At 71.8% G+C, this 22,978-nt stretch carries 18 protein-coding genes; 8 read left to right on the plus strand and 10 right to left on the minus strand.

Annotated elements, in window-relative coordinates; genetic code table 11:
- Positions 1 to 111 precede the first annotated feature (111 nt).
- The 3 genes from pyk to pta all read right to left on the minus strand — a co-directional run bounded on the left by pyk (position 112) and on the right by pta (position 5,020).
- Positions 112 to 1,542, minus strand: a complete 1,431-nt coding sequence (pyk, locus tag ACIHCX_RS14130; protein ID WP_400029191.1) for a pyruvate kinase — start codon at positions 1,540 to 1,542, stop codon at positions 112 to 114.
- Between the two features lie 108 nt (positions 1,543 to 1,650).
- Positions 1,651 to 2,859 carry an acetate kinase gene (locus tag ACIHCX_RS14135; protein WP_400029192.1) on the minus strand — a complete coding sequence of 403 codons (1,209 nt, stop codon included), beginning with the start codon at positions 2,857 to 2,859 and terminating at the stop codon, positions 1,651 to 1,653.
- A gap of 85 nt (positions 2,860 to 2,944) precedes the next feature.
- Positions 2,945 to 5,020: a phosphate acetyltransferase gene (pta, locus tag ACIHCX_RS14140; RefSeq protein ID WP_400029193.1), complete on the minus strand. Its 2,076-nt coding sequence runs from the start codon at positions 5,018 to 5,020 to the stop codon at positions 2,945 to 2,947.
- Positions 5,021 to 5,219: 199 nt separating this feature from the next.
- On the opposite strand from pta, the gene ACIHCX_RS14145 reads away from it, so the two are divergent.
- On the plus strand, positions 5,220 to 6,245 hold the full coding sequence (locus ACIHCX_RS14145) for an ATP-dependent 6-phosphofructokinase (RefSeq protein ID WP_400029194.1): 1,026 nt from the start codon (positions 5,220 to 5,222) through the stop codon (positions 6,243 to 6,245).
- Positions 6,246 to 6,330: 85 nt separating this feature from the next.
- On the opposite strand, the gene ACIHCX_RS14150 is transcribed toward ACIHCX_RS14145, so the two are convergent.
- A complete protein-coding gene (locus tag ACIHCX_RS14150; protein ID WP_400029195.1) occupies positions 6,331 to 7,041 on the minus strand; it encodes a response regulator in 711 nt (236 codons plus the stop codon).
- Complete coding sequence (locus ACIHCX_RS14155) at positions 7,038 to 8,708, minus strand: ATP-binding protein (protein ID WP_400029196.1); 1,671 nt, start codon at positions 8,706 to 8,708, stop codon at positions 7,038 to 7,040. The genes ACIHCX_RS14150 and ACIHCX_RS14155 overlap by 4 nt, the downstream gene beginning before the upstream one ends.
- A 141-nt stretch (positions 8,709 to 8,849) precedes the next feature.
- Here ACIHCX_RS14155 and ACIHCX_RS14160 point away from each other — a divergent pair, with 141 nt between their 5' ends.
- The gene (locus ACIHCX_RS14160; RefSeq protein ID WP_400029197.1) at positions 8,850 to 10,247 is read left to right on the plus strand and encodes a cation:dicarboxylate symporter family transporter; all 1,398 of its coding nucleotides are present in this window, start codon (positions 8,850 to 8,852) and stop codon (positions 10,245 to 10,247) included.
- Positions 10,248 to 10,336: 89 nt separating this feature from the next.
- On the opposite strand, the gene ACIHCX_RS14165 is transcribed toward ACIHCX_RS14160, so the two are convergent.
- A complete protein-coding gene (locus ACIHCX_RS14165; protein ID WP_400029198.1) occupies positions 10,337 to 10,954 on the minus strand; it encodes a TetR/AcrR family transcriptional regulator in 618 nt (205 codons plus the stop codon).
- Positions 10,955 to 11,061: 107 nt separating this feature from the next.
- Between ACIHCX_RS14165 and ACIHCX_RS14170 the strand changes: the two genes are divergently transcribed.
- Entirely contained in the window at positions 11,062 to 12,735 is a 1,674-nt protein-coding gene (locus ACIHCX_RS14170; protein WP_400029199.1) for a DHA2 family efflux MFS transporter permease subunit, read from the plus strand.
- A 79-nt stretch (positions 12,736 to 12,814) separates the two neighbouring features.
- Here the strand turns inward: ACIHCX_RS14170 and sigJ are convergent, their stop codons facing one another.
- A complete protein-coding gene (sigJ, locus tag ACIHCX_RS14175; RefSeq protein WP_400029200.1) occupies positions 12,815 to 13,714 on the minus strand; it encodes an RNA polymerase sigma factor SigJ in 900 nt (299 codons plus the stop codon).
- Between the two features lie 101 nt (positions 13,715 to 13,815).
- Between sigJ and ACIHCX_RS14180 the strand changes: the two genes are divergently transcribed.
- The 5 genes from ACIHCX_RS14180 (at position 13,816) to ACIHCX_RS14200 (ending at position 18,402) form a co-directional block, all read left to right on the plus strand.
- Positions 13,816 to 14,184, plus strand: coding sequence for a hypothetical protein (locus ACIHCX_RS14180; RefSeq protein WP_400029201.1), 369 nt, complete (start codon positions 13,816 to 13,818; stop codon positions 14,182 to 14,184).
- Positions 14,185 to 14,337: 153 nt separating this feature from the next.
- Complete coding sequence (locus ACIHCX_RS14185; RefSeq protein WP_400029202.1) at positions 14,338 to 15,102, plus strand: DUF2127 domain-containing protein; 765 nt, start codon at positions 14,338 to 14,340, stop codon at positions 15,100 to 15,102.
- A 60-nt stretch (positions 15,103 to 15,162) separates the two neighbouring features.
- Entirely contained in the window at positions 15,163 to 15,591 is a 429-nt protein-coding gene (locus ACIHCX_RS14190) for a MerR family transcriptional regulator (RefSeq protein ID WP_400029203.1), read from the plus strand.
- A 14-nt stretch (positions 15,592 to 15,605) separates the two neighbouring features.
- Positions 15,606 to 15,920: a thioredoxin family protein gene (locus ACIHCX_RS14195; protein WP_400029204.1), complete on the plus strand. Its 315-nt coding sequence runs from the start codon at positions 15,606 to 15,608 to the stop codon at positions 15,918 to 15,920.
- 169 nt (positions 15,921 to 16,089) lie between these two features.
- The gene (locus tag ACIHCX_RS14200; protein ID WP_400029242.1) at positions 16,090 to 18,402 is read left to right on the plus strand and encodes a HelD family protein; all 2,313 of its coding nucleotides are present in this window, start codon (positions 16,090 to 16,092) and stop codon (positions 18,400 to 18,402) included.
- 73 nt (positions 18,403 to 18,475) lie between these two features.
- Here ACIHCX_RS14200 and glgB read toward each other — a convergent pair whose 3' ends face one another.
- The 3 genes from glgB to ACIHCX_RS14215 all read right to left on the minus strand — a co-directional run.
- Positions 18,476 to 21,190, minus strand: coding sequence for a 1,4-alpha-glucan branching enzyme (glgB, locus tag ACIHCX_RS14205; protein ID WP_400029205.1), 2,715 nt, complete (start codon positions 21,188 to 21,190; stop codon positions 18,476 to 18,478).
- 45 nt (positions 21,191 to 21,235) lie between these two features.
- On the minus strand, positions 21,236 to 22,630 hold the full coding sequence (locus tag ACIHCX_RS14210; protein ID WP_400029206.1) for a maltokinase: 1,395 nt from the start codon (positions 22,628 to 22,630) through the stop codon (positions 21,236 to 21,238).
- A 93-nt stretch (positions 22,631 to 22,723) separates the two neighbouring features.
- A partial coding sequence (locus ACIHCX_RS14215) for an alpha-glucosidase C-terminal domain-containing protein (protein ID WP_400029207.1) occupies positions 22,724 to 22,978 on the minus strand: 255 nt, incomplete at its 5' end.

A 22,978-nucleotide genomic window follows, 5' to 3' on the forward strand; every position in this document is an offset into this window, starting at 1 on the left:
GCGGGCCCGTCCGGGAGCCGCGACACCGCTGAGGGCGCCCCCTGTACGCAGGGGGCGCCCTCAGTCATGTGCCGGTCCGTGGCGATCCGCGCCGGTCGGCCGTGCGCGCGCTCAGTCGCGGGAGCCGCCGCCCAGGTGGTGGACGCGGACCATGTTGGTGGTGCCGGGGACGCCGGGAGGCGAGCCGGCGGTGATGATGACCGTGTCGCCGGGGGCGAAGCGGTTGAGCTTGACCAGCTCCTGGTCGACCAGGTCGACCATCTCGTCGGTGCTGTTGACGAACGGCACCACGTGCGACTCCACCCCCCAGCTGAGCGCGAGCTGGTTGCGGGTGGACTCGTCGGTGGTGAACGCCAGGATCGGCTGGCAGGCGCGGTAGCGGGACAGCCGGCGGGCCGTGTCGCCGGACTGGGTGAAGGCCACCAGGCCCTTGCCGCCCAGGAAGTCGGCGATCTCGCAGGCGGCGCGGGCCACCGAACCGCCCTGTGTGCGCGGCTTCTTGCCGGGGACCAGCGGCTGCAGGCCCTTGGAGAGCAGCTCCTCCTCCGCCGCCCTGACGATCTTCGACATCGTCTTGACGGTCTCGACCGGGTAGGCGCCCACGCTGGACTCGGCCGACAGCATGACCGCGTCGGCGCCGTCCAGGATCGCGTTGGCCACGTCGGAGGCCTCGGCGCGGGTCGGACGGGAGTTGGTGATCATCGACTCCATCATCTGGGTCGCCACGATCACCGGCTTGGCGTTGCGCCGGCACAGCTCGATCAGGCGCTTCTGCACCATGGGGACCTTTTCGAGCGGATACTCGACGGCCAGGTCGCCGCGGGCCACCATCACGCCGTCGAACGCCATCACGACGTCCTGCATGTTCTCCACCGCCTGCGGCTTCTCCACCTTGGCGATGACGGGGACGCGGCGGCCCTCCTCGTCCATGACCCGGTGGACGTCGGAGACGTCCTTGGCGTCGCGGACGAAGGACAGGGCGACCATGTCGCAGCCCATGCGCAGTGCGAAGCGCAGGTCCTCGACGTCCTTCTCGGACAGCGCGGGCACGTTCACCGCGGCGCCGGGCAGGTTGATGCCCTTGTGGTCGGAGATGACGCCGCCCTCGATGACGATCGTCTTCACCCGCGGGCCCTCGACGTCCAGGACCTTCAGCTCGACGTTGCCGTCGTTGATGAGGACCTGGTCGCCGCGCGAGACGTCGGCCGGCAGCCCCTTGTACGTCGTACCGCAGATGTGCTTGTCGCCCGGGACGTCCTCGGTGGTGATGGTGAACTCGTCACCCCGCTCGAGCTCCACCGGACCCTCGGCGAAGGTCTCCAGCCGGATCTTCGGACCCTGGAGGTCCGCGAGGACGGCGATGGCCCGGCCGGTCTCCTTGGCCGCGGCGCGGACACGGTCGTACCGTGCCTGGTGCTCGGCGTGCGTTCCGTGGCTGAAGTTGAAACGGGCCACGTTCATGCCCGCCTCGATCATGGCGACGAGCATCTCGTGGGAGTCGACCGCTGGGCCGAGAGTACAGACGATTTTCGAACGGCGCATGGGGCGATCCTATCGGTTTGTTTCGCTCCGGAATATTCCGTCAGGTGGAAGATACAAATGGGCGCCTTCGCGCTCACTCGAGTGCCGGTCGAAATTCCGTGGACGTGCTCAGCCGTCCTTTCCGACCAGCGCGTAAGTCTGGGCGGCGATCTCCATTTCCTCGTCCGTGGGAACCACGGCCACGGCGATCCGGGCGCCCTCGGGCGAGATCAGCCGCGCCCCGTCGCCGCGTACGGCGTTCCGCTCGCGGTCCACCGCCAGGCCCAGCCCTTCCAGGCCGTCGAGGGCGGCCTCGCGCACAAAGGCCGCGTTCTCGCCGACCCCGGCCGTGAAGGCGAGAGCGTCCACGGTGCCGAGTACCGCGTAATAGGCGCCCACGTACTTCTTCAGCCGATGGATGTAGATCTCGAACGCGAGCCGTGCCCCGTCGTCGCCCTCCTCCATCCGGTGCCGAATCTCCCGCATGTCGTTCTCGCCGCACAGGCCGAACAAACCGCTCTTCTTGTTGAGGAGAGTGTCGACCTCGTCCATGGACATTCCGCCGACTCTCTGCAAATGGAAGATGACGGCCGGGTCGAGGTCACCGGAACGCGTTCCCATCACCAGTCCCTCCAGCGGGGTGAACCCCATGGAGGTGTCCACGCACCGGCCGCCCCGGACCGCCGAGGCCGACGCGCCGTTGCCCAGGTGCAGCACGATGACGTTGACGTCCTCGGGGGCCCTGCCCAGCAACTCGGCGGTCGCCCGGGAGACGTAGGCGTGCGAGGTGCCGTGGAAGCCGTAGCGCCGCACCCGGTACCGGTCGGCGGTCCGAGCGTCGATCGCGTAGCGCGCCGCGGACTCCGGCATGGTCGTGTGGAACGCCGTGTCGAAGACGGCGACCTGCGGCAGGTCGGGGCGCAGCGCCATGGCCGTGCGGATGCCGGTGAGGTTGGCCGGGTTGTGCAGCGGCGCCACCGGGATCAGCCGCTCGATCTCGGTGAGCACGGCGGAGTCGACGACGGTCGGCTCGGTGAAGAACATGCCGCCGTGCACCACCCGGTGCCCGATCGCGGCCAGTTCGGGGGAGTCCAGGCCGAGCCCGTCCTTGGCCAGTTCCTCCGCGACCGCCTTCAGCGCGGCGTCGTGGTCGGCGAGGGGGCCGTTGTGCTCGCGGGTGCCCTCCGCGGTCAGGCAGGTGTGCTGGAGCCGGGAGGTCCGCTCGCCGATGCGCTCCACCAGACCGACGGCGAGCCGGGTCGCGTCACGCATGTCGAGCAGCTGGTACTTCAGCGACGAGGAGCCGGAGTTGAGGACGAGGACGCGGGTCGCGGTCACGAGCGCTGACGCTTTCTGGTCGGGAGCTGGGGAGGTCTGCGGCCGGGGCCGTGGGCGGCCCCGGCCGCACGCGTTCGACGGGAGGTCAGGTGCCGGACGACTGGGCCTGGATCGCCGTGATGGCCACGGTGGTGACGATGTCCTGCACGAGGGCGCCCCGGGACAGGTCGTTGATCGGCTTGCGCAGGCCCTGGAGGACCGGGCCGACCGCGATCGCGCCGGCCGAACGCTGCACGGCCTTGTAGGTGTTGTTGCCGGTGTTCAGGTCCGGGAAGATCAGCACGGTGGCCTGCCCCGCCACCTCTGAGCCGGGCAGCTTGGTGGCGGCCACCGACGGCTCCACGGCCGCGTCGTACTGGATCGGTCCCTCGATCATCAGGTCCGGGCGGCGCAGCCGCACCAGGTCGGTCGCCTCGCGCACCTTGTCCACGTCGGCGCCCGAGCCGGAGGTGCCGGTGGAGTACGACAGCATGGCGATCCGCGGCTCCACCCCGAACCGGGCGGCGGTGGCCGCCGACTGGATGGCGATGTCGGCCAGTTGCTCGGCGTCCGGGACGGGGTTGACCGCGCAGTCGCCGTAGACGAGCACCTTGTCGGCCAGGCACATGAAGAACACCGACGAGACGATCGAGGCGTCGCTGCGGGTCTTGATGATCTCGAACGCGGGCCGGATGGTCGCGGCCGTGGAGTGCACCGACCCCGACACCATGCCGTCGGCCAGACCCTCCTGCACCATCAGCGTGCCGAAGTAGTTCACGTCCGAGACGACGTCGTAGGCCAGCTCGACCGTGACGCCCTTGTGGGCGCGCAGCAGCGCGTACCGCTCGGCGAAGGCGTCCCGCAGGTCGGAGGTGGCCGGGTCGATCAGCTGCGCGTCCGCGAGGTCGATGCCGAGGTCGGCGGCCTTCTTGCGGATCCCTTCCACCGGGCCGAGCAGGGTCAGGTCGCACACGCCCCGGCGCAGCAGCACCTCCGCCGCGTGCAGCACGCGCTCCTCGGTGCCCTCCGGCAGCACGACCCGGCGCCTGTCGCTGCGGGCCTGTTCGAGCAGTTGGTGCTCGAACATCATCGGGGTGACCCGGTCGCTGCTGGGCGCGGAGACGCGCTTGCTGAGGTCGGCGGTGTCGATGTACCGCTCGAACAGGCCGAGCGCGGTCTCCGCCTTGCGCGGCGTGGCCGCGTTCAGCTTGCCCTCCAGGGAGAACAGCCGCTCGGCGGTGGGGAAGCTGTTGCCGGACACCGAGACCACCGGGGTGCCCGGGGCGAGCCGGCCGGCCAGGGTGAGGATCTCCTGCCGCGGCGCCTCGTTCAGGGTGAGCAGCACACCGGCTATCGGCGGGGTGCCGGCGCTGTGTGCGGCGAGCGAGCCGATGACCAGGTCGGCGCGGTCGCCGGGGGTGACCACCAGGCAGCCGGGGGTCAGCGCCTTGAGGAGGTTGGGCAGCATGGCGCCGCCGAAGACGAAGTCGAGGGCGTCGCGGGCCAGGCCGGAGTCGTCGCCCAGCAGGACCCTGCCGTCCAGGGCCTGGGTGATCTGCGCGACCGTCGGCGCGGACAGGGCCGGCTCGTCCGGCACCACCCAGCAGGGCACCGGCAGCCGGCCGGTCAGCCGCTCGGCGATCTCGTCGCGGTCCTCGCGGGCCACCCGGTTGGTGACCATGGCCAGCACGTCGCAGCCCAGGCCGTCGTAGGCGCGGTAGGCGTTGCGGGTCTCGGCGAGCACCGACTCGGCGTGCTGCCTGCGGCCGCCCACGACCGGCAGGACGGAGGCCCCGAACTCGTTGGCGAGCCGGGCATTGAGGGACAGCTCGTCCGGGAGCTGGGTGTCGGCGAAGTCGGTGCCGAGGACGAGGACCACGTCGTAGTCGCGGGTGACCAGATGGAACCGGTCGACGAGGGCCGACACCAGTTCGTCCGTGCCCTGTTCGGCCTGGAGGGCGGACGCCTCCCGGTAGTTCATGCCGTAGACGGTCGCCGGGTCCTGGGAGAGGCGGTAGCGGGCGCGCAGCAGTTCGAAAAGACGGTCGGGGCCGTCGTGGACGAGAGGGCGGAAGACGCCCACCCGGTCCACCTGCCGGGTCAGCAGCTCCATGACTCCCAGCTCGACGACCTGTCGGCCGTCACCGCGGTCGATGCCGGTCACGTACACGCTGCGGGTCACGCGGGCTCTCCGTTTCCTCGGGGGATCACTCGTCGGCCGGGGATGGCGTCCTGCAAAAAACGCCCACCGGGGTGAGCGGAATCCTCTTGACAATACCCCTGACGGTAGCTATGGCGCCCGTCAGGCCATGGTCGCCGCCCGGACATGAAACAATCGGACGGGATCACCGGTGTCAACAGCGAGCAGGAGACACAGCAGCATGCGTATCGGAGTTCTCACGGCGGGCGGCGACTGCCCGGGCCTGAACGCGGTGATCCGGTCGGTCGTACACCGGGCGGTCACGGCGTACGGGGACGAGGTCATCGGCTTCGAGGACGGCTACGCGGGCCTGCTCGACGGCCGTTACCGCACGCTGGACCTCAACGCGGTGGGCGGCATCCTCGCCCTCGGCGGCACCATCCTCGGCTCCTCCCGCCTGGAGCGGGACCGGCTCCGCGAGGCCTGCGAGAACGCCTCGGACATGATCCACCGGTTCGGCATCGACGCGCTGATCCCGATCGGCGGCGAGGGCACGCTGACCGCGGCGCGCATGCTGTCGGACGCCGGGCTGCCGGTGGTGGGCGTGCCGAAGACGATCGACAACGACATCTCCTCCACCGACCGCACCTTCGGCTTCGACACGGCCGTCGGTGTGGCCACCGAGGCCATGGACCGGCTGAAGACCACGGCCGAGTCGCACCAGCGCGTGATGGTCGTCGAGGTCATGGGCCGGCACGCGGGCTGGATCGCGCTGGAGTCCGGCATGGCGGCCGGCGCCCACGGCATCTGCCTGCCCGAGCGGCCCTTCGACCCGGCCGACCTGGTGAAGATGGTCGAGGAGCGGTTCGCCCGCGGCAAGAAGTTCGCGGTGATCTGCGTCGCCGAGGGCGCCCACCCGGCCGAGGGCAGCATGGACTACGGCAAGGGCGAGATCGACAAGTTCGGCCACGAGCGCTTCCAGGGCATCGGCACGGCCCTGGCGTACGAGCTGGAGAGCCGGCTCGGCAAGGAGGCCAAGCCGGTCATCCTCGGCCACGTCCAGCGCGGCGGCGTCCCGACCGCCTACGACCGCGTCCTCGCCACCCGCTTCGGCTGGCACGCGGTGGAGGCCGCCCACCGCGGTGAGTTCGGCCGCATGACCGCGCTGCGCGGCACCGACATTGTGATGGTCCCGCTGGCCCAGGCGGTGACCGAGCTGAAGACCGTCCCCAAGGACCGCATGGACGAGACGGAGTCGGTGTTCTAGTGCCGCGGCGGGCAACGTTTGCCCGTCAAGGAGCGGCGTCCGGTGCGTGCTCTCGGTGTGCCGGGCGGAAGTCCGGGGCCTCCTCCTACCGGTCCCCGCCACTCTCCCGCACCCACCGGTACACCAGTTCCGGCCTGCCCACCTGCCCGTACAGCGGGCTGCGTACCGCGCGGCCCGCGTCCACCAGGTGCTCCAGATAGCGCCGGGCGGTGATCCGGGAGATGCCGACCGCCCCGGCGACCCGCGCCGCGGTGAGCCCCTCCTCCTTCGCCCGCAGCGCGTCCGTCACCCGCTGGAGCGTGGGCGCGCTCAGGCCCTTGGGGAGGGCGGCCGGGCTCGGGGCGCGCAGGGTCGCCAGCGCGCGGTCCACCTCGTCCTGACCGCCCACCTCCCCGACCGCCGCACGGAACTCGGCGTACCGCACGAGCCGGTCCCGGAGCGTGGCGAAGGTGAACGGCTTCAGGACGTACTGGACCACCCCCAGCGAGACCCCTTCGCGCACCACCGCCAGGTCCCGTGCCGAGGTCACCGCGATCACGTCCGCGTGATGGCCGCCCGCCCGCAGGGACCGGGCCAGCTTCAGGCCGTGCACGTCCGGAAGGTGGAGGTCGAGCAGCAGCAGGTCCAGCGGGGTGCGCTCCAGGGCCCGCCGGGCCTCGGCGCCCGTGTGCGCCTTGCCGACCGCGACGAAGCCCGGCACCCGGTCCACGTACATCACGTGCGCGTCCGCCGTGACCGGGTCGTCCTCCACCACCAGGACACGGATGGGCTGCGTCCCGCTTCTGCCGTCCGTCATGCCGCGCCTCCGGGCAGGCCGCCCCGGGCCCCGGACACGGCCGCGCCGGCCACGTGCTGGTCCGTCCCGTGCGCCAGGGGCAGCCGCGCCTCGAACACCGCGCCGCCTCCTTCGGCCTCCGTCACCGCCAGCGTCCCCTCGTGCCGCCGCACCGCCTGCCGTACCAGCGCCAGGCCCAGCCCGCGCCCGCCGGGACCCGTCGGCTTGGTGGAGAAGCCGTGCTGGAACACCAGGTCCGTGTGGTCAGGACGCACGCCGGGGCCGGTGTCCGCGACCCGCAGCACCAGCTCGCCGTCCCGCGCGCACGCCGTGACGGTCACCCTGGCCCGCGCGCCGCCCTGCGCCGCGTCCACCGCGTTGTCGACGAGGTTGCCGAGGATCGTCACCAGGTCCCGCGGCGGCAGGCTCCGCGGCAGCAGTCCGTCGTCCAGGCCGCTGTCCGAGGACACCACCAGCTCCACGCCGCGCTCGTTGGCCTGGGCCGTCTTGCCGAGCAGCAGCGCGGCCAGCACCGGCTCGCTCACCGCCGTGACCACCTGGTCGGTCAGCGCCTGCGCCAGCTCCAGCTCCGCCGTCGCGAACTCCACGGCCTCCTGGGCCCGCCCCAGCTCGATCAGCGACACCACCGTGTGCAGCCGGTTGGCCGCCTCGTGCGCCTGGGAGCGCAGCGCCTGGCTGAAGCCGCGCTCCGAGTCCAGCTCCCCCATCAGCGACTGGAGTTCGGTGACGTCCCGCAGGGTCACCACCGTGCCCCGGTGCTGTCCGCCCGACACCGGTGAGGTGTTGACCACCAGCACGCGCGAGTCGGTCAGGTGCACCTCGTCCACCCGCGGTTCGGACGCCAGCAGCGCGCCCGTCAGCGGGGCCGGCAGACCGAGGTCCGCCACCGACCGGCCCACCACGTCCTCCTCGCGTCCCACGCCCAGCAGGATCCGCCCGCCGTCGTTGATGAGCGCCACCCGGTGCTGCGCGTCCAGCATCAGCAGGCCCTCGCGCACCGCGTGCAGGGCGGCCTGGTGGTAGTCGTGCATCCGGCTGAGCTCGGCTGCGTTCATGCCGTGGGTGTGGCGGCGCAGACGCGCGTTGATGACGTACGTGGCGACCGCGCCGAGCGTGAGGATCCCGGCGGCGACCGAGAACAGGGCGATGACCTGTTCCCGGACCCGCTCGCTGATCGCCTCCACCTTGATGCCGGCGCTGACGAGACCGACCACGCGGCCGTGCTCCTCGACGGGCGTGACCGCGCGGACGGACGGGCCGAGGGTGCCGGTGTAGGTCTCGGTGAAGGACCCGCCGTGCTGGGCGCGGGAGATGTTGCCCAGGAAGGGCAGCCCGATCTGGTCCGGGTCCGGGTGGGTCCAGCGGATGCCGTCCGGAGTCATGATCGTGACGAAGTCGACCCCGGTGTCCTGCTGGACCCTCAGCGCGTACGGCTGGAGCTCCGACGAGGGGTCGGAGGTGTGGACGGCCGCCAGGACCGAGGGGGCGTCGGCGATGGAGCGGGCGACCGCCGTGGCCTGGCGGCGGGCCGCCTCCTCGGCCTGGCCCCGGTCGCTGATGTAGCTGAAGAGCGCATATCCGGCCACGACGAGCGCGAGCAGCACGGCCTGCATGGCGAACAGCTGGCCGGCCAGGCTGCGGGGTCGGGGAAGGACGGGTATGTGCATGCCTGCCAGTCTGCCTCTTTCGTCCTGGCCTGAACTGCGTGGCGTGAACTTAATGAACGGAAGCGTGACCGCGCTCACAGGACGGGAGATAGTCGGCGCATTCCCCCATGCCCGGACGTGAGCCGCACGCCGGTGATGCCGATGACGTCGTCAAGGAGGGCCGCCTTGAGCAGCGCAGCCGATACGGCACCTGCCGCACCCGCACCCGCACCCAAGCGGGACCGTACCCACTACCTGTACATCGCGGTGATCGCCGCGGTGGTCCTGGGCGTCGCCATCGGGTTCGCCGCGCCGGACTTCGCCAAGGAGCTCAAGCCGCTCGGCACCGGTTTCGTGAACCTGATCAAGATGATGATCTCGCCGATCATCTTCTGCACGATCGTGCTCGGCGTCGGTTCGGTGCGCAAGGCCGCGAAGGTCGGCAAGGTCGGCGGGCTCGCGCTCGGCTACTTCCTCGCGATGTCGTTCGTCGCCCTGGCCATCGGGCTCGTGATCGGCAACATCGTCCACCCGGGCAGCGGGATGCACCTGACGGAGGCGGCCAGGGGCGCCGGCCAGGCACAGGCGCAGGCCGCGAGCGAGGGCCCGGTCGACTTCGTGCTCGGCATCATCCCGACCACGCTCGTGTCGGCGTTCACCGAGGGCCAGGTGCTGCAGACCCTGCTGGTCGCCCTGCTCGTCGGGTTCGGGCTCCAGGCCATGGGCCGCAAGGGCGAGCCGGTCCTGCGCGGAGTGGAGCACATCCAGCGGCTGGTCTTCCGTGTGCTCGCCATGATCATGTGGGCCGCCCCGATCGGTGCCTTCGGCGCCATGGCCGCCGTCGTCGGCGAGACGGGCATCGACGCCCTCAAGGCGCTTGGCGCGATCATGCTCGGCTTCTACGTCACCTGTGTGCTGTTCGTGGTCGTGGTGCTGGGCGCGCTGACCCGGCTGGTGGCCGGCGTCAACATCTTCCAGCTGCTGAAGTACCTGGGCCGTGAGTTCCTGCTGATCCTGTCGACGTCGTCGTCGGAGTCCGCGCTGCCCCGGCTCATCGCCAAGATGGAGCACCTGGGCGTGAGCCGTCCGGTCGTCGGCATCACCGTGCCGACCGGCTACTCCTTCAACCTCGACGGCACGATGATCTACCTGACCATGGCGTCCCTGTTCGTCGCCGACGCCCTGGACCAGCCGCTGTCCATCGGCCAGCAGATCACCCTGCTGCTGTTCATGATGATCGCCTCCAAGGGCGCCGCCGGCGTCACCGGCGCCGGACTGGCCACCCTCGCCGGCGCCCTGCAGACCCACAAGCCCGCCCTGGTCGACGGGGTCGGCCTGATCGTCGGCATCGACCGCTTCATGAGCGAGGCCCGCGCCCTGACCAACTTCGCGGGCAACGCGGTCGCCACCCTGCTCATCGGCACCTGGACCGGCGAGGTCGACAAGGACCGCGTCCGGCGCGTCCTCGCCGGCGAGCTGCCCTTCGACGAGAAGACGCTGCTGGACGACGCCGAGGACGGCGCCGGGATTCCCGAGCAGCGCGAGCTGGCCAAGGCGTAGCGCTCCGCAGGGACATCGCAGACCCCGCGAGGGACACCGAGACCCCGCGCCCCTTCCGGGGGTGCGGGGTCTCTTCGTGTTCGAGGCGGTCAGTCGCTGAGCCCGGCCACCAGGGCGGCGGCGAGGGAGGCGGGCACCCCGGCCGCCGTCAGTACAGTGACCGCGGCGGAGCGGCCCGCTTCGTGTGCGGCCAGCAGGTCGTCGTTCACCGCCTCCATCAGCGCGAACACGATCTGCTCATGGACGTAGGCGAGCGCCGGCGCGGGCAGCGCGGAGCTGAAGACGCCCTGGTCGAGACCGCGCTGGAGCACCTCGGCGCAGCTGTCGCGGACCGGGGCCAGCCGCTCGCGGATGCCCTGCATGGTGACCGTGCGCTGGGCGAGCGCGACCAGCAGCCGGTAGCGGTCGGCGATCGGCCAGAGCGCCAGCACCGAGCGCGCCACGGCCTCGGCCGGGTCCTCGACGCCCTCGCGGCCCGCCGCGTGCGCCGCGGCGAGCGCGAGCACCGCCTCGTCGACGAGCGTGCTGATCAGCGCCTCCCGGCTGGGGAAGTGGCCGTACACCGTGCGCCGTACGACGCCGGCCGCCCGAGCGATCTGGTCCATGGACGCGTCGGGATCGCGCAACAGCTCCGCGAGGGCGACATCGAGGATGTGGCGCCGGTTCACGTCGGCGCGACTGGTGTTACCCGTGGTCATGGCTGACATTCTGCCCTCCTTCGACTTGCACAGCACTGTGCAAGGGTCGTACATTGCACAGCGCTGTGCAATTGCACTCCGTTGTGCAAGTAGACCGAGGAAGGCGACCCCTGCCCATGCGACTCGTCATGAACGAACCGGCCGAGAGGACGGACCGCCCCTACACCCGGCGCTGGTGGGCGCTCCTCGTGCTCTGCCTCAGCCTGCTGATCATCGTGATGGCCAACACCGCGCTCACGGTCGCCGCGCCCGACATGACCCGGGACCTCGGTCTGACCAGCGCCGACCTCCAATGGGTCATCGACGGCTACACCGTCCCCTACGCGGCGCTGATGCTGCTGCTCGGCGCGATCGGCGACAAGTACAGCCGGCGCGGGGCGCTCGTCCTCGGGCTCGTCGTGTTCGGCGGCGGCGCCGTCTTCGGCCACCTCGCCGACAGCGCGGCGACCGTCATCGCGGCCCGCGCCGTGATGGGCGTGGGCGCCGCGCTGATCATGCCGGCCACTCTCTCCCTGCTGGCCGCGACCTTCCCGCGCGCCGAGCGGGCCAAGGCGATCACCCTGTGGACCGCCACCGCCGGCCTCGCCATCGCCGCCGGTCCTCTCGTCGCCGGCGCGCTGCTCCAGGACCACGGCTGGTCCTCGACCTTCCTGATCAACGTGCCGGTCGCGGCCGTCGCCCTGGTCGGCGCCCTCGTCCTCGTACCGCCCTCCAGGGCGGCGCACCACGGCCGGATCGACTACGTCGGCGGACTGCTGTCGGTGGTGTGGATCGGCTCGCTGGTCTACATGATCATCGAGGGCCCTCACTTCGGCTGGGACGCCAAGGCGGTCACGGCCGCCGCGGTCGCGGGCGCGGGCCTGGTGGCCTTCGTCCTGTGGGAGCTGCGCCACCCGCGCCCGGTCCTCGACGTACGGCGCTTCACGCAGCGCCGCTTCGCCGGCTCCAACCTGGCCGTCGCCCTGTTCTTCCTGGCCGTCTTCGGCGCCTTCTACTACCTCACCCAGCACCTCCAGTTCGTCCTCGGGTACGACGCCCTGGCCACCGGCCTGCGCATGCTGCCGCTGGCCGGCGCCGTCTTCGCCGGCTCGGCGCTGACCGGCTACCTCACCCCGCGCGTCGGCATGAAGTGGACGGTGACCGCGGGCATGGTCGGCGGCACCGCGGCCCTGGCGCTGCTGACGCGGGTGGACGGCTCGTCCGGCTACGGCGACCTCGTGGCACCCCTGGTGATCCTGGGTCTGGCCATCGGGCTCGCCCTCTCACCCTGCACCGACGCCATCATGGGCGCCTTCCCCGAGTCCGAGCTGGGCGTCGGCGGCGCCGTGAACGACACCTCCCTGGAGCTGGGCGGCTCCCTCGGCATCGCGATCCTCGGCTCCCTGCTGTCGACCTCGTACGCCCGGCACCTCTCCGACGCGACCGCCGACGGCGGGCTCCCGGCGGGCGCGCTGTCCATCGCCCAGGACTCGGTCGGCGCCGGGTACGCCGTCGCCCAGGGCATCGGGGAGAAGGCCCGCGATCTCGCCGCGCAGGCCGCCCACGCGACCGACCCGCAGCAGGCCGCGCAGCTCAGGGAGCAGGCCGGCCGGCTCGCCGAGGGCGCCCAGCGGATGAAGGAGGCGGTCGGCTCGTCCTTCTCCGACGCGGTGGCCCACACCAGCCTGGTCGGCGCGGTGATCCTGGGCGTGGGCACCCTCGCCGTCGCCCTGCTGCTGCCGCGCGGTGCCGACCGCGACGATCAGCGCACCGAGGAGGCGAAGGAGCTGGTGGGCAGCGGTGTGAGCTGAGGCCGCCCGGCGGTCGTCCCTTGCCCACAGCGAGGGCCCGGCGCACGTGGACGAAGCCGTGCCGCGTACGGCCGCGGCGCTATCCCCTCCGTGTCCACGGCCGCAGCTTCTCCGGGTTGCGGACCACCCAGATCCGGGTGACACACCCGTCGCCGACGTCGAACGAGGCGACGGTCATGACGACGCCGGCATGCCGGGCCACCAGGCCCGGCACACCGTTGACCGACCGCTCCAGGAGCTCGAGCCCCGGGGCCCTGTCGGCGATGGCGACCATGTACTGGGCGATGCGCTCGCCGCCCTCGACCGGGCGCAGGACGGTGCCGACCGCGCCGCCGCCGTCGGCGGTCATCACGGCGGCCGGGTCGAGGAGACCGACGAGGGCGGCGATGTCCTTGGTCTCCCATGCCTCTTTGACGTCCCTCACCACGTCGGCCCGGTCGGTCGCGGTGACCGGAGCGCGCGCGACGCCCGCCCGCCGTCGGGCGGAGGCCGCCAGCTGCTTGCAGGCCGCGGGGGTCCGGCCGAGAACGTCGGCGATCTCGGCGAACGGGTACCGGAAGACGTCGTGCAGGACGAACGCCACCCGCTCGGCGGGCGTCATCGACTCCAGGACGACGAGGAAGGCCATGACCACCGACTCGTCCAGGACGATCTGGTCGGCGGGGTCGGAACCGCCCGCGTGGTCCCACTCGGCGCGGTCGGGCAGCGGCTCGGGCAGCCACGCGCCGACATAGCGTTCGCGGCGGGCCCGCGCCGAGCCGAGCAGGTCCAGGCAGATGCGGCCGGTCACCGTCGTCAGCCAGGCGCCGGGCGAGAGGATCTCCTCCCGCCGGCTTCGCGGCAGCCCGTACCAGTGTGCGTAGGCGTCCTGCACGGCGTCCTCGGCCTCGGACGCCGAACCGAGCAACCGGTAGGCGACATTGATCAGTTGACGCCGCTCGCCGGCTATCCCGTCCGTGCTGTTCCCGACAGTCCCCATGCTTCAGGCCGCCCCCTCGCCTTACCTTTCGCGGGCCCGCGTCGTCGAGCTGGTGAGACCTTACAGACCTACTGCCCGAGGGCGGAAAAGGGGACTGTGGCATGGCCACTCAGGTGACGGCGAACACAGGGCGCGGCCTCTCGTTCCTGCGGATCGCGATCGCGGTGCAGACCCTGACCATCTTCTTCCAGGCGGTCTCCGCCGGACTGCTGCTGACCTCGTCCTACGGAGAGACGATGCACAGCGTCGGAGCCCGTGTGATGTACGGGGCGGCGATGCTGTACGTGCTCGCGGCGGTGCTGGCGTGGAAGCCGGGCGGCGGCTCGCCCCGGCCCATCTGGCACGCGTCGGGATTCCTCGTACTGGCCTCGGTCCAGGTCGTGCTCGGCATCGCGCACGTCCCGTCGGTCCATCTCCCCCTGGGTGTCCTGATGTTCGCTCTGAGCGTGCTGGCGCTGACCCGGCGCTGAGCAGCTCGTCCCCGGCCACGACGCCCTGGCCGCGCCGTCGTCTCTTACCGCGATGTACTACCGTGCCGTGCCGTGCCGCGCCGGGAAGACCGGCGCGGCACGGCCGCGTGCACAGGGAAAGGTGCACAAGGAAGGTATGGAGGCAATCACGGGATGGCGATCGACTGGGACCGGCGCGCGTGCGCGCGCAAGGGGCATGTGACCTACGCACCGGACGACCCGAGGCTGCGGATCCGGCTGCACGCGCGGACCGCGCTGGGGGACGTGTGGCGCTGCCTGCGCTGCGGCGACTTCGCGCTCGGCGAGCCGCACGGCTCGGGACCGGCCGGCGACGCCCCGCTGGTGCCGCGCGGCAAGGTGCTGCGGGACCTGTTCATCCTGCGGTTCCTCGCGTTCGAGCGGGCCCTGCGCGGGGTCTTCATCGTGCTGGTCGCGGTGGCGGTGTGGAAATTCAGCAACAGCCAGGACGCGGTACGCCGCCTGTTCGACGAGTACCTGGACGTCTTCCGCCCCGTCTTCCGGCACTTCCACTACGATCTCGACCACTCACCCGTCGTCGGCACCATCCAGAAGACCTTCGGCTACCGGCATTCCACCCTGCTTCTGGTGGCCTGCGTCCTGGTCGCCTACGCACTGGTGGAACTGATCGAGGCGGTCGGCCTGTGGTACGCCAAGCGGTGGGCGGAGTACCTGACGGTGGTCGCCACCGCCGCCTTCCTTCCCCTGGAGATCTACGAACTCACCGAGCACGTGAGCGCGGTCAAGATCACCACACTGGCCCTCAACATCGTCGCCGTCCTCTACATCGCCTTCGCCAAGCGCCTGTTCGGCCTGCGCGGCGGCCGCAGGGCCTTCGACGAGGAGCGGCGCGGCGCCTCCCTGCTCGAGGTGGAGGACTCGGCCGGAGTGCCGGCCTGAGCGGACGGCCGGCACGCCGCCGTTGCCTTGACGTCGGCGTCAGGGTTTACGTTCGTGGGCATGCGAATCGGCGAGCTGGCCGAGCGGGCCGGGACCACGACGCGGGCGCTGCGGTACTACGAGTCGCGGGGGCTGCTGCCCGCGCGACGGGACGCGCAGGGCCACCGCTCCTACGACGAGCGTGATCTGCGGCTGCTGAGGCAGATCAGGACGCTGCGGGACTTCGGGTTCGAGCTGGAGGAGACCCGGCCGTTCGTGGAGTGTCTGCGGGCCGGGCACCCGGAGGGCGACTCGTGCCCGGCGTCCCTCGCGGTCTACCGGCGCAAGCTGGACCAGCTCGACGCGCTGATCGGCGAGCTGCGGGCCGTGCGCGAGCAGGTCGGCGCCCAGCTCGCGAGAGCCGAGCGGGCGCGGGAGGCGCTGGCCGCCGACGCGGGGGTTCCGGGCGGTCCGGAGCCGAGGTGCGAGCTGGGAGGGCAACAGCGGTGATCAGGGCAGCGGGAGTGGCAGAGGTGACGGACGCGGACTTCGCGGCGGAGGTACTCGGCGCGGACCTGCCGGTGCTGGTGGAGTTCACCGCCGACTGGTGTCCGCCGTGCCGGCAGATGGGCCCCGTACTCAGTGCGCTGGCCGCCGAGCAGGGCGACCGGCTGAAGGTGGTCCAGCTCGACGTGGACACCAACCCGGACACCACGAACGCCTACAAGGTGCTGTCGATGCCGACCTTCATGGTCTTCCGCGCCGGCGAACCCGTGAAGTCCATGGTGGGCGCACGCCCCGGGCGCCGGCTGCTGGAGGAGCTGTCGGACGTGATGTGACAGCGGACCGGAGAATAAGAAATCCCCCGGGCAATTGCGCCCGGGGGATTCCTTTGCGTATATTCGGTGATTCGCGACTCGGTATTCAACGGGTCACGAAGAAGTCCAGTGAGCACAGTATATCCGGGCGGGAGCCGAATTGTCAAACACCGAATTTCCAGACGGTGAATTGCGGCAGGAGCAGGAATTCATCGACGGACTGTACGCACGCGTGGACGCGCTGCGCGGTGACACCGAGGTATCCGTCACGGACGCGCTCGCCCAGGGGAACACGCCCATGCAGGCCCGGCTGGAGCGGGACATCCTCGTCGCCGAGCGGTCGGGGCTGCTGGCCGCGCTGGACGCCGTGGACGGCTCGCTCTGCTTCGGCCGGATCGACCTCACCGACGGCGACACCCACCACATCGGCCGCATCGGCCTGCGCGCCGACGACGCCGAGCGCACGCCGATCCTGATCGACTGGCGCGCCGACGTCGCCCGCCCCTTCTACCTGGCCACCGGGCACACCCCGATGGGCCTGCGCCGCCGCCGGCACATCTCCACCGGCGGCCGCCGGGTCACCGCGCTGCACGACGAGATCCTCGACCTCGGCGACACCAGCCGGACCGGCCACGAGGACCCGACCGGCGACGCGGTGCTGCTCGCCGCGCTCGACTCCGCGCGCACCGGCCGGATGGGCGACATCGTGCGGACCATCCAGGCCGACCAGGACCGCATCATCCGCGCGCCGCACCGCGGCGTGCTCGTGGTCGAGGGCGGCCCGGGCACCGGCAAGACCGCGGTCGCCCTGCACCGGGCCGCGTACCTGCTGTACGAGCACCGGGAGCTGCTGGCCCGGCGGGCCGTACTGATCGTCGGCCCGAACCCCGCCTTCCTCGGCTACATCGGCGAGGTGCTGCCCTCGCTCGGCGAGACCGGGGTGCTCCTGGCGACCGTCGGCGAGCTGTTCCCCGGCGTGCGGGCCACCGCGACGGACACCCCCGAGGCCGCCGCGGTGAAGGGCCGCGCCGACATGGCCGACGTGCTCGCCGCCGTCGTACGGGACCGGCAGGCACTGCCCGACCCGGTGATCGCCATCGAGCACGACCGCGAGGTCCTGATGCTCGACGACGGCCTGGTGAACGTCGCCCGTGAGCGCACCCGCGCCGCGCGGCTGCCGCACAACGTGGCCCGCGAGCACTTCGAGGGCCACATCCTGAACACGCTCACCGACCTGGTCGCCGAGCGCATCGGCACCGACCCCTACGACGGCTCCAACCTCCTCGACCCCAGCGACATCAGCCAGATCCGCGACGAACTCGCCGAGAACCCCGAGGTCTGGTCGGCCATCGACGAGCTGTGGCCCCGGCTGACCCCGCAGCGGCTGGTCGCGGACTTCCTGGCGGATCCGGAGGGGTACGTGAGCGACGAGGACGCGGCCGCCGTCCGCCGCCCGGTGACCCGGGCATGGTCCGTGGCCGACGTTCCCCTGCTCGACGAGGCCGCCGAACTGCTCGGCGAGGACGACAGGGTGGCCCGCGCCCGCGCCGAGCACGAGCGCGAGACACAGATCGCCTATGCCCAGGGCGTGCTGGACGTGTCGTACGCGTCCCGGACGTACGAGTTCGAGGACAAGGAGGACGGCGACCCGGACGCCTCGGAGGTGCTGTCCGCGCACGACATCATCGACGCCGAGCGGTTCGCCGAACGCCACGAGGAGGACGACCACCGCAGCGCCGCCGAGCGTGCGGCGGCCGACCGCACCTGGGCGTTCGGGCACATCATCGTCGACGAGGCGCAGGAGCTGTCACCGATGGCGTGGCGGCTGCTGATGCGGCGCAGCCCGACCCGCTCCATGACCCTGGTCGGCGACCCCGCGCAGACGGCGGAGGCGGCCGGCGTCGGCTCCTGGGCTGACATTCTCCGGCCGTACGTCGAGGACCGCTGGGAGCACACCCGTCTCGGCGTCAACTACCGCACCCCGGCCGAGATCATGGACGTGGCGGCGGCCGTGGTCCGGGCGGAGAACCCCGGCTTCGAGCCCCCGAGCTCGGTCCGCTCCACCGGCGTACGGCCCTGGGCCCGCGCCACCGACGACCTGCCCGGAGCGGTGGAGAAGGCCGTCGCCGAACTCACCCCGTCCCCCGAACTCTCGGCTTCTCCCCCAAGTTCTCGACTCCGCTCGAACAGGGGGGACCCCCATGAGCAGGGAGGTGCCCCCATGGGCCGGCTCGCCGTGATCGCCCCGCGCGACCTGCACCAACGGCTGGCCGCCCGGCTGGACGGGATCACCGCGGGCGCGGAACCCGACCTGACGCACACGGTCGTCCTCCTCGACCCGCGCCAGGCCAAGGGCCTGGAGTTCGACTCCGTCCTGGTGGTCGAGCCGGGCCGCTACGGCACGAGCGACCTGTACGTGGCGCTGACCCGCGCCACCCAGCAGCTGGGCGTGCTGTACACGGAGGTGCTGCCTCCGGCTCTGGTGGAGGCGTTCGGGGAGTAGCGATGGCTGACCCGGGGGCTGCCGCATGTCCGGGGGCCGCCGCCCCCGGACCCCCGCCTCGGAGAGGAAGTCCTCACGCCGGGCGCAGCCACACCGTCGCCAGAGGTGGCAGCGTCAGGCGGATGCTCGCCGGGCGGCCGTGCCGGCCCTGGGGCTCCGGCTTGACCGGGTCGGGGTGGACGACGTCGCTGCCGCCGTAACGGGCCGCGTCGGTGTTGAGGACCTCCCGCCAGGCGGGCACGTCGTCGGGGACGCCGATGCGGTAGTCGGGGCGGACGACCGGGGCGAAGTGGGACACCGCCAGCAGCGGGGTGCCGTCGGCGTCGTAGCGCAGGAAGGCGAGGAGGTTGTCGTCCCCCGCGTCCCCGGTGATCCACTGGAAGCCGTCGGGGTGGACGTCGCGCGCCCACAGGGCGGGCGTGGCCCGGTAGACGGTGTTGAGGTCGCGGACCAGGTCCAGCACTCCCCGGTGGTCGGCCGCGGCACCGTAGTGCGGGTCGAGCAGCCACCAGTCCGGGCCGCGTTCCTCGGACCACTCGGCACCCTGGGCGAACTCCTGGCCCATGAAGAGGAGTTGCTTGCCCGGGTGGGACCACATGAAGCCCAGGTAGGCGCGCAGGTTCGCCCGTTGCTGCCACCAGTCGCCGGGCATCTTCGACACCAGCGAGCGCTTGCCGTGCACCACCTCGTCGTGCGAGATCGGCAGCACGTAGTTCTCGCTGTAGGCGTACGCCATCGAGAAGGTCAGCTCGTGGTGGTGGTACCTGCGGTGGACGGGGTCGTGGCTCATGTACTGGAGCGAGTCGTGCATCCAGCCCATGTTCCACTTCAGCCCGAAACCCAGCCCGCCGAAGCCGCTCGGGCCCCGGTGGTGGGTCGCGCGGGTCACTCCGTCCCAGGCCGTGGACTCCTCCGCGACGGTGACCACGCCCGGCACCCTGCGGTACACGGTCGCGTTCATCTCCTGGAGGAACGCCACCGCGTCCAGGTTCTCCCGGCCGCCGTGCTCGTTGGGTGTCCACTGGCCCGGCTCGCGCGAGTAGTCCAGGTAGAGCATGGAGGCGACCGCGTCCACCCGCAGGCCGTCGATGTGGAACTCCTCGCACCAGAAAAGCGCGTTGGCGACGAGGAAGTTGCGCACCTCGCGGCGGCCGAAGTCGAACTCCAGGGTTCCCCAGTCCGGATGCGCGGCCCGCAGCGGGTCCGCGTGCTCGTACAGGGGGCGGCCGTCGAACTCGGCCAGGGCCCACTCGTCGCGCGGGAAATGCGCCGGCACCCAGTCCATCAGGACCCCGATGCCCGCCTGATGCAGCGCGTCGACCAGGAACCTGAAGTCGTCCGGGGTGCCCAGGCGCGCGGTGGGCGCGTAGAAGCCGGTCACCTGGTAGCCCCAGGAGCCGCCGAACGGATGCTCGGCGACCGGCATCAGCTCCACATGGGTGAAGCCCAGGTCTTTGACGTACGTCGGGAGCTGCTCGGCCAGCTCACGGTAGGTCAGGCCAGGCCGCCAGGACGGCAGGTGGACCTCGTACACCGAGAACGGCGCCTCGTGCGCGGGGGTGTCCGCCCGGTGGGCCATCCACTCCGCGTCGCCCCACTCGTGGTGCGAGGCGTGGACGATGGACGACGTGGCCGGGGGCACCTCGGTACGGCGGGCCAGCGGGTCGGCGCGCAGGGTCCTGGAGCCGTCCGGCCGGGTGATCTCGAACTTGTACAGCTCGCCCTCGCCGATCCCGGGCACGAACAGCTCCCACACGCCCGTGGCGCCGAGCGAGCGCATCGGATGCCCGGTGCCGTCCCAGAAGTTGAAGCCACCGGCGACGCGCACCCCCCGGGCGTTGGGCGCCCACACCGCGAACCGGGTGCCGGTCACGCCCCGGTGGGTCGTCGGACGGGCCCCGAGCGCCTGCCACAACTGCTCGTGCCGGCCCTCGCCGATCAGGTGCAGATCGAACTCGCCGAGCGTGGGCAGGAAGCTGTAGGCGTCCTCGGTGTGCTGCACCGCCCCCGCGTACTCCACCTCCAGCCGGTACGCGGGCACCTCCGGCAGCGGCAGCAGCCCCGAGAAGAACCCCTGCCCGTCGTCGCGCAGCCCGGTCCGCCGCTCACCGGCGACCACGGTCACGCCCAGCGCGTACGGCCGGAACGCCCGGAAGGCGATCCCGCCGGGTACCGGGTGCGCCCCGAGCACGGAGTGCGGATCGTGATGCGCCCCGGCGAGCAACCGCTCCCGGTCCCCGTTCCCGACGGCGACGGTGTCGCCACCCTCCGGGTGCCAGGCGACCACGGGTTCTGGCGTCGCGGGCCTTGCCGCCGCGGGTTCTGGCGCCGCCGCGGGCTTCGCCGCCGCGGGTCCGCCCACGGCCGGTCGGACCGCCGTCGTGGCCGGTGCCTTTTTCGCCGCCGGTGCCTTCCTGGCGGTCTTCCTGGCGCTCTTCTTGGCGGCGGCCCCGGTGGCCCCGGCCTGCGCGGCCGTCTTCTTGGGCCTCGTCTCCTTGGCGGTCGTCTTCTTGGCCGCCGACTTCGGCGCCGCCGGCTCCTTGGCGGTCGTCTTCTTGGCCGCCGACTTCGGCGCCGCCGGCTTCTTGGCCGTCGTCTTCTTCGCCGCCGCCTTTTTGGCCGTGGCCTTCTTCGCGGCTGCCTTCTTCGCGGTCGTCTTCTTGGCAGCCGTCCTCTTCGCGGGGGTCCCCTCCGGCGCTGCCGGGGTTTCCGTGGCCTTCCGCGCGCTCTGCGCGGCTTTCGCCGTCTTCTTCGGATCCGAACCGCTGGACGGGGTGCGGGGGGTCACGGGCGGAGCCTCCTCGGCGCAGGTCGATGGGAGACAGGGATGGGGTCAGGCCGTGTGCGGAGCGGCCAGGCGGTGTATCGCGGACATCGGTACCGGGAGCCAGTCGGGGCGGTGCCTGGCTTCGTAGAGGACCTCGTAGATCGCCTTGTCCGTCTCGTAGGCGCGCAGCAGGACGGGGTCGGTGCGCGGGTCGCCGCCGCCGGCCTCGGCGTAGCCGGTGCAGTACGCGGCGCGGCAGGCCGCGGCCCACTCCGGTGCCGGCGGGCCGCCCGCCGAGTGCGCGGCGTAGTCGAAGGAGCGCAGCATTCCGGCGACGTCCCGCACCACGGGCTGGGCCATCCGCCGCTCGGCCAGCGGCTTCGCCGGCTCACCCTCGAAGTCGATCAGCCACCACTGCCCGGAGGGGGAGCGCAGGCACTGCCCGAGGTGGAGGTCGCCGTGGATGCGCTGGGCGGTCCAGGTGTGGCCCTCGGACGCCAGATCGGCCAGCGCCTCGAACGCGGAGCGCAGACCGGGGACGTACGGACCGAGGGCGGGCACCGCCTGGGCGGCCGACTCCAGCCGCTCGGTCATGCCGTTCACCAGGGACTCGAGCTGCACATGGCCGAGGGTGACCGTGGGCAGCGCGCGGGCCAGCGCGGTGTGCACCTCGGCGGTGGCGCGGCCCAGCGCCCGCGCCTCGGCGCTGAAGTCCTCGCCCTTGGCCAGCTCGCGCAGGGCCAGCTCCCAGCCGTCCGAGGCGCCCTGCACGAAGGGCTGGAGCACCCCGAGCACATACGACTCGCCGTCCAGCTCCGCCGTCATCCACGCCGTCGGCGGCGGCACCCGTGAGCAGCCCTCCTTGGCCAGGGCCAGCGGCAGTTCCAGGTCGGGGTTGACGCCGGGCACCACCCGGCGCAGCAGTTTCAGGATGAACGTGTCGCCGTAGACCACCGACGAGTTGGACTGCTCGGCGGTGACCACGCGCGGCACCAGGTCGGGGCGTATCTCGTCCCGCCGTTCGAAACGCAGCCCGCCGATGCGGGCCCGGCTGCGCAGTGCCTCCAGGACGACCTCGGCGGGCCGGGGGTCGTACAGGGCGTCGTACACCGTGCGTCCGGTGAGCGGGCCCTCGTGCACATGGCCGATCAGCGCGGGCGCCAGCCGCGGGGGAAGCGCCTCGCGCACGCCTATGAGCAGCTGGTAGCAGTCGCCGGGGTGCGGGACCGTGTCGTGCACGGGAGTGAGCGGCTGGTGGGCGCGCACGAGCAGGTGGTACAGGCCCAGCTTCCGGTCGCCGGGCAGCAGCTCGGTGGCGGCGACCAGCGAGAAGCCCGTCACCGGACGGCCCTTTCCCGAGAACCAGCGCTGCCGCGGCAGCCACTCCCGCAGCAGCGGGTCCAGTGAAGCGAGGAGACCGGGGCCCCCGGTGGTGACAGAGCGTGTGACGGCTTGCGACATGGCTTCCGACATGGCGTCGCGTCCAATCGCTGGTCGGTGTGACTGACGCGTGCCCACGCGTGGGGCGGAGGAAACGCCCGCCCCACCCGGGCATCAGACGGCCGCGTCCCCGCGCAGCCGAAACCAGTAGAAGCCGTGCCCCGCCAGGGTCAGCAGGTACGGCAGCTCCCCGACGGCCGGAAAGCGCACCCCGCCGAACAGCTCGACCGGATGCCGTCCGTGGAACGCGCTCAGGTCCAGCTCCGTGGGCTGGGCGAAGCGGGAGAAGTTGTGGACGCACAGCACCAGGTCGTCCTTGTGCTCGCGCAGGAAGGCGATGACCGCGGGGTTGGAGGAGGGCAGTTCGGT

This window comes from Streptomyces sp. NPDC052043 (genome assembly GCF_044548235.1).
Taxonomy (GTDB): Bacteria; Actinomycetota; Actinomycetes; order Streptomycetales; family Streptomycetaceae; genus Streptomyces.

What these genes read in the sequence shown, in the direction of transcription:
- pyk (WP_400029191.1), bottom strand. Translation starts at nt 1,542, where the DNA reads ATGCGCCGTTCGAAAATCGTCTGTACTCTCGGCCCAGCGGTCGACTCC.
- ACIHCX_RS14145 (WP_400029194.1), top strand. Translation starts at nt 5,220, where the DNA reads ATGCGTATCGGAGTTCTCACGGCGGGCGGCGACTGCCCGGGCCTGAAC.
- ACIHCX_RS14150 (WP_400029195.1), bottom strand. Translation starts at nt 7,041, where the DNA reads ATGACGGACGGCAGAAGCGGGACGCAGCCCATCCGTGTCCTGGTGGTG.
- ACIHCX_RS14155 (WP_400029196.1), bottom strand. Translation starts at nt 8,708, where the DNA reads ATGCACATACCCGTCCTTCCCCGACCCCGCAGCCTGGCCGGCCAGCTG.
- ACIHCX_RS14160 (WP_400029197.1), top strand. Translation starts at nt 8,850, where the DNA reads ATGACGTCGTCAAGGAGGGCCGCCTTGAGCAGCGCAGCCGATACGGCA.
- ACIHCX_RS14165 (WP_400029198.1), bottom strand. Translation starts at nt 10,954, where the DNA reads ATGTCAGCCATGACCACGGGTAACACCAGTCGCGCCGACGTGAACCGG.
- ACIHCX_RS14170 (WP_400029199.1), top strand. Translation starts at nt 11,062, where the DNA reads ATGCGACTCGTCATGAACGAACCGGCCGAGAGGACGGACCGCCCCTAC.
- sigJ (WP_400029200.1), bottom strand. Translation starts at nt 13,714, where the DNA reads ATGGGGACTGTCGGGAACAGCACGGACGGGATAGCCGGCGAGCGGCGT.
- ACIHCX_RS14180 (WP_400029201.1), top strand. Translation starts at nt 13,816, where the DNA reads ATGGCCACTCAGGTGACGGCGAACACAGGGCGCGGCCTCTCGTTCCTG.
- ACIHCX_RS14185 (WP_400029202.1), top strand. Translation starts at nt 14,338, where the DNA reads ATGGCGATCGACTGGGACCGGCGCGCGTGCGCGCGCAAGGGGCATGTG.
- ACIHCX_RS14190 (WP_400029203.1), top strand. Translation starts at nt 15,163, where the DNA reads ATGCGAATCGGCGAGCTGGCCGAGCGGGCCGGGACCACGACGCGGGCG.
- ACIHCX_RS14210 (WP_400029206.1), bottom strand. Translation starts at nt 22,630, where the DNA reads ATGTCGCAAGCCGTCACACGCTCTGTCACCACCGGGGGCCCCGGTCTC.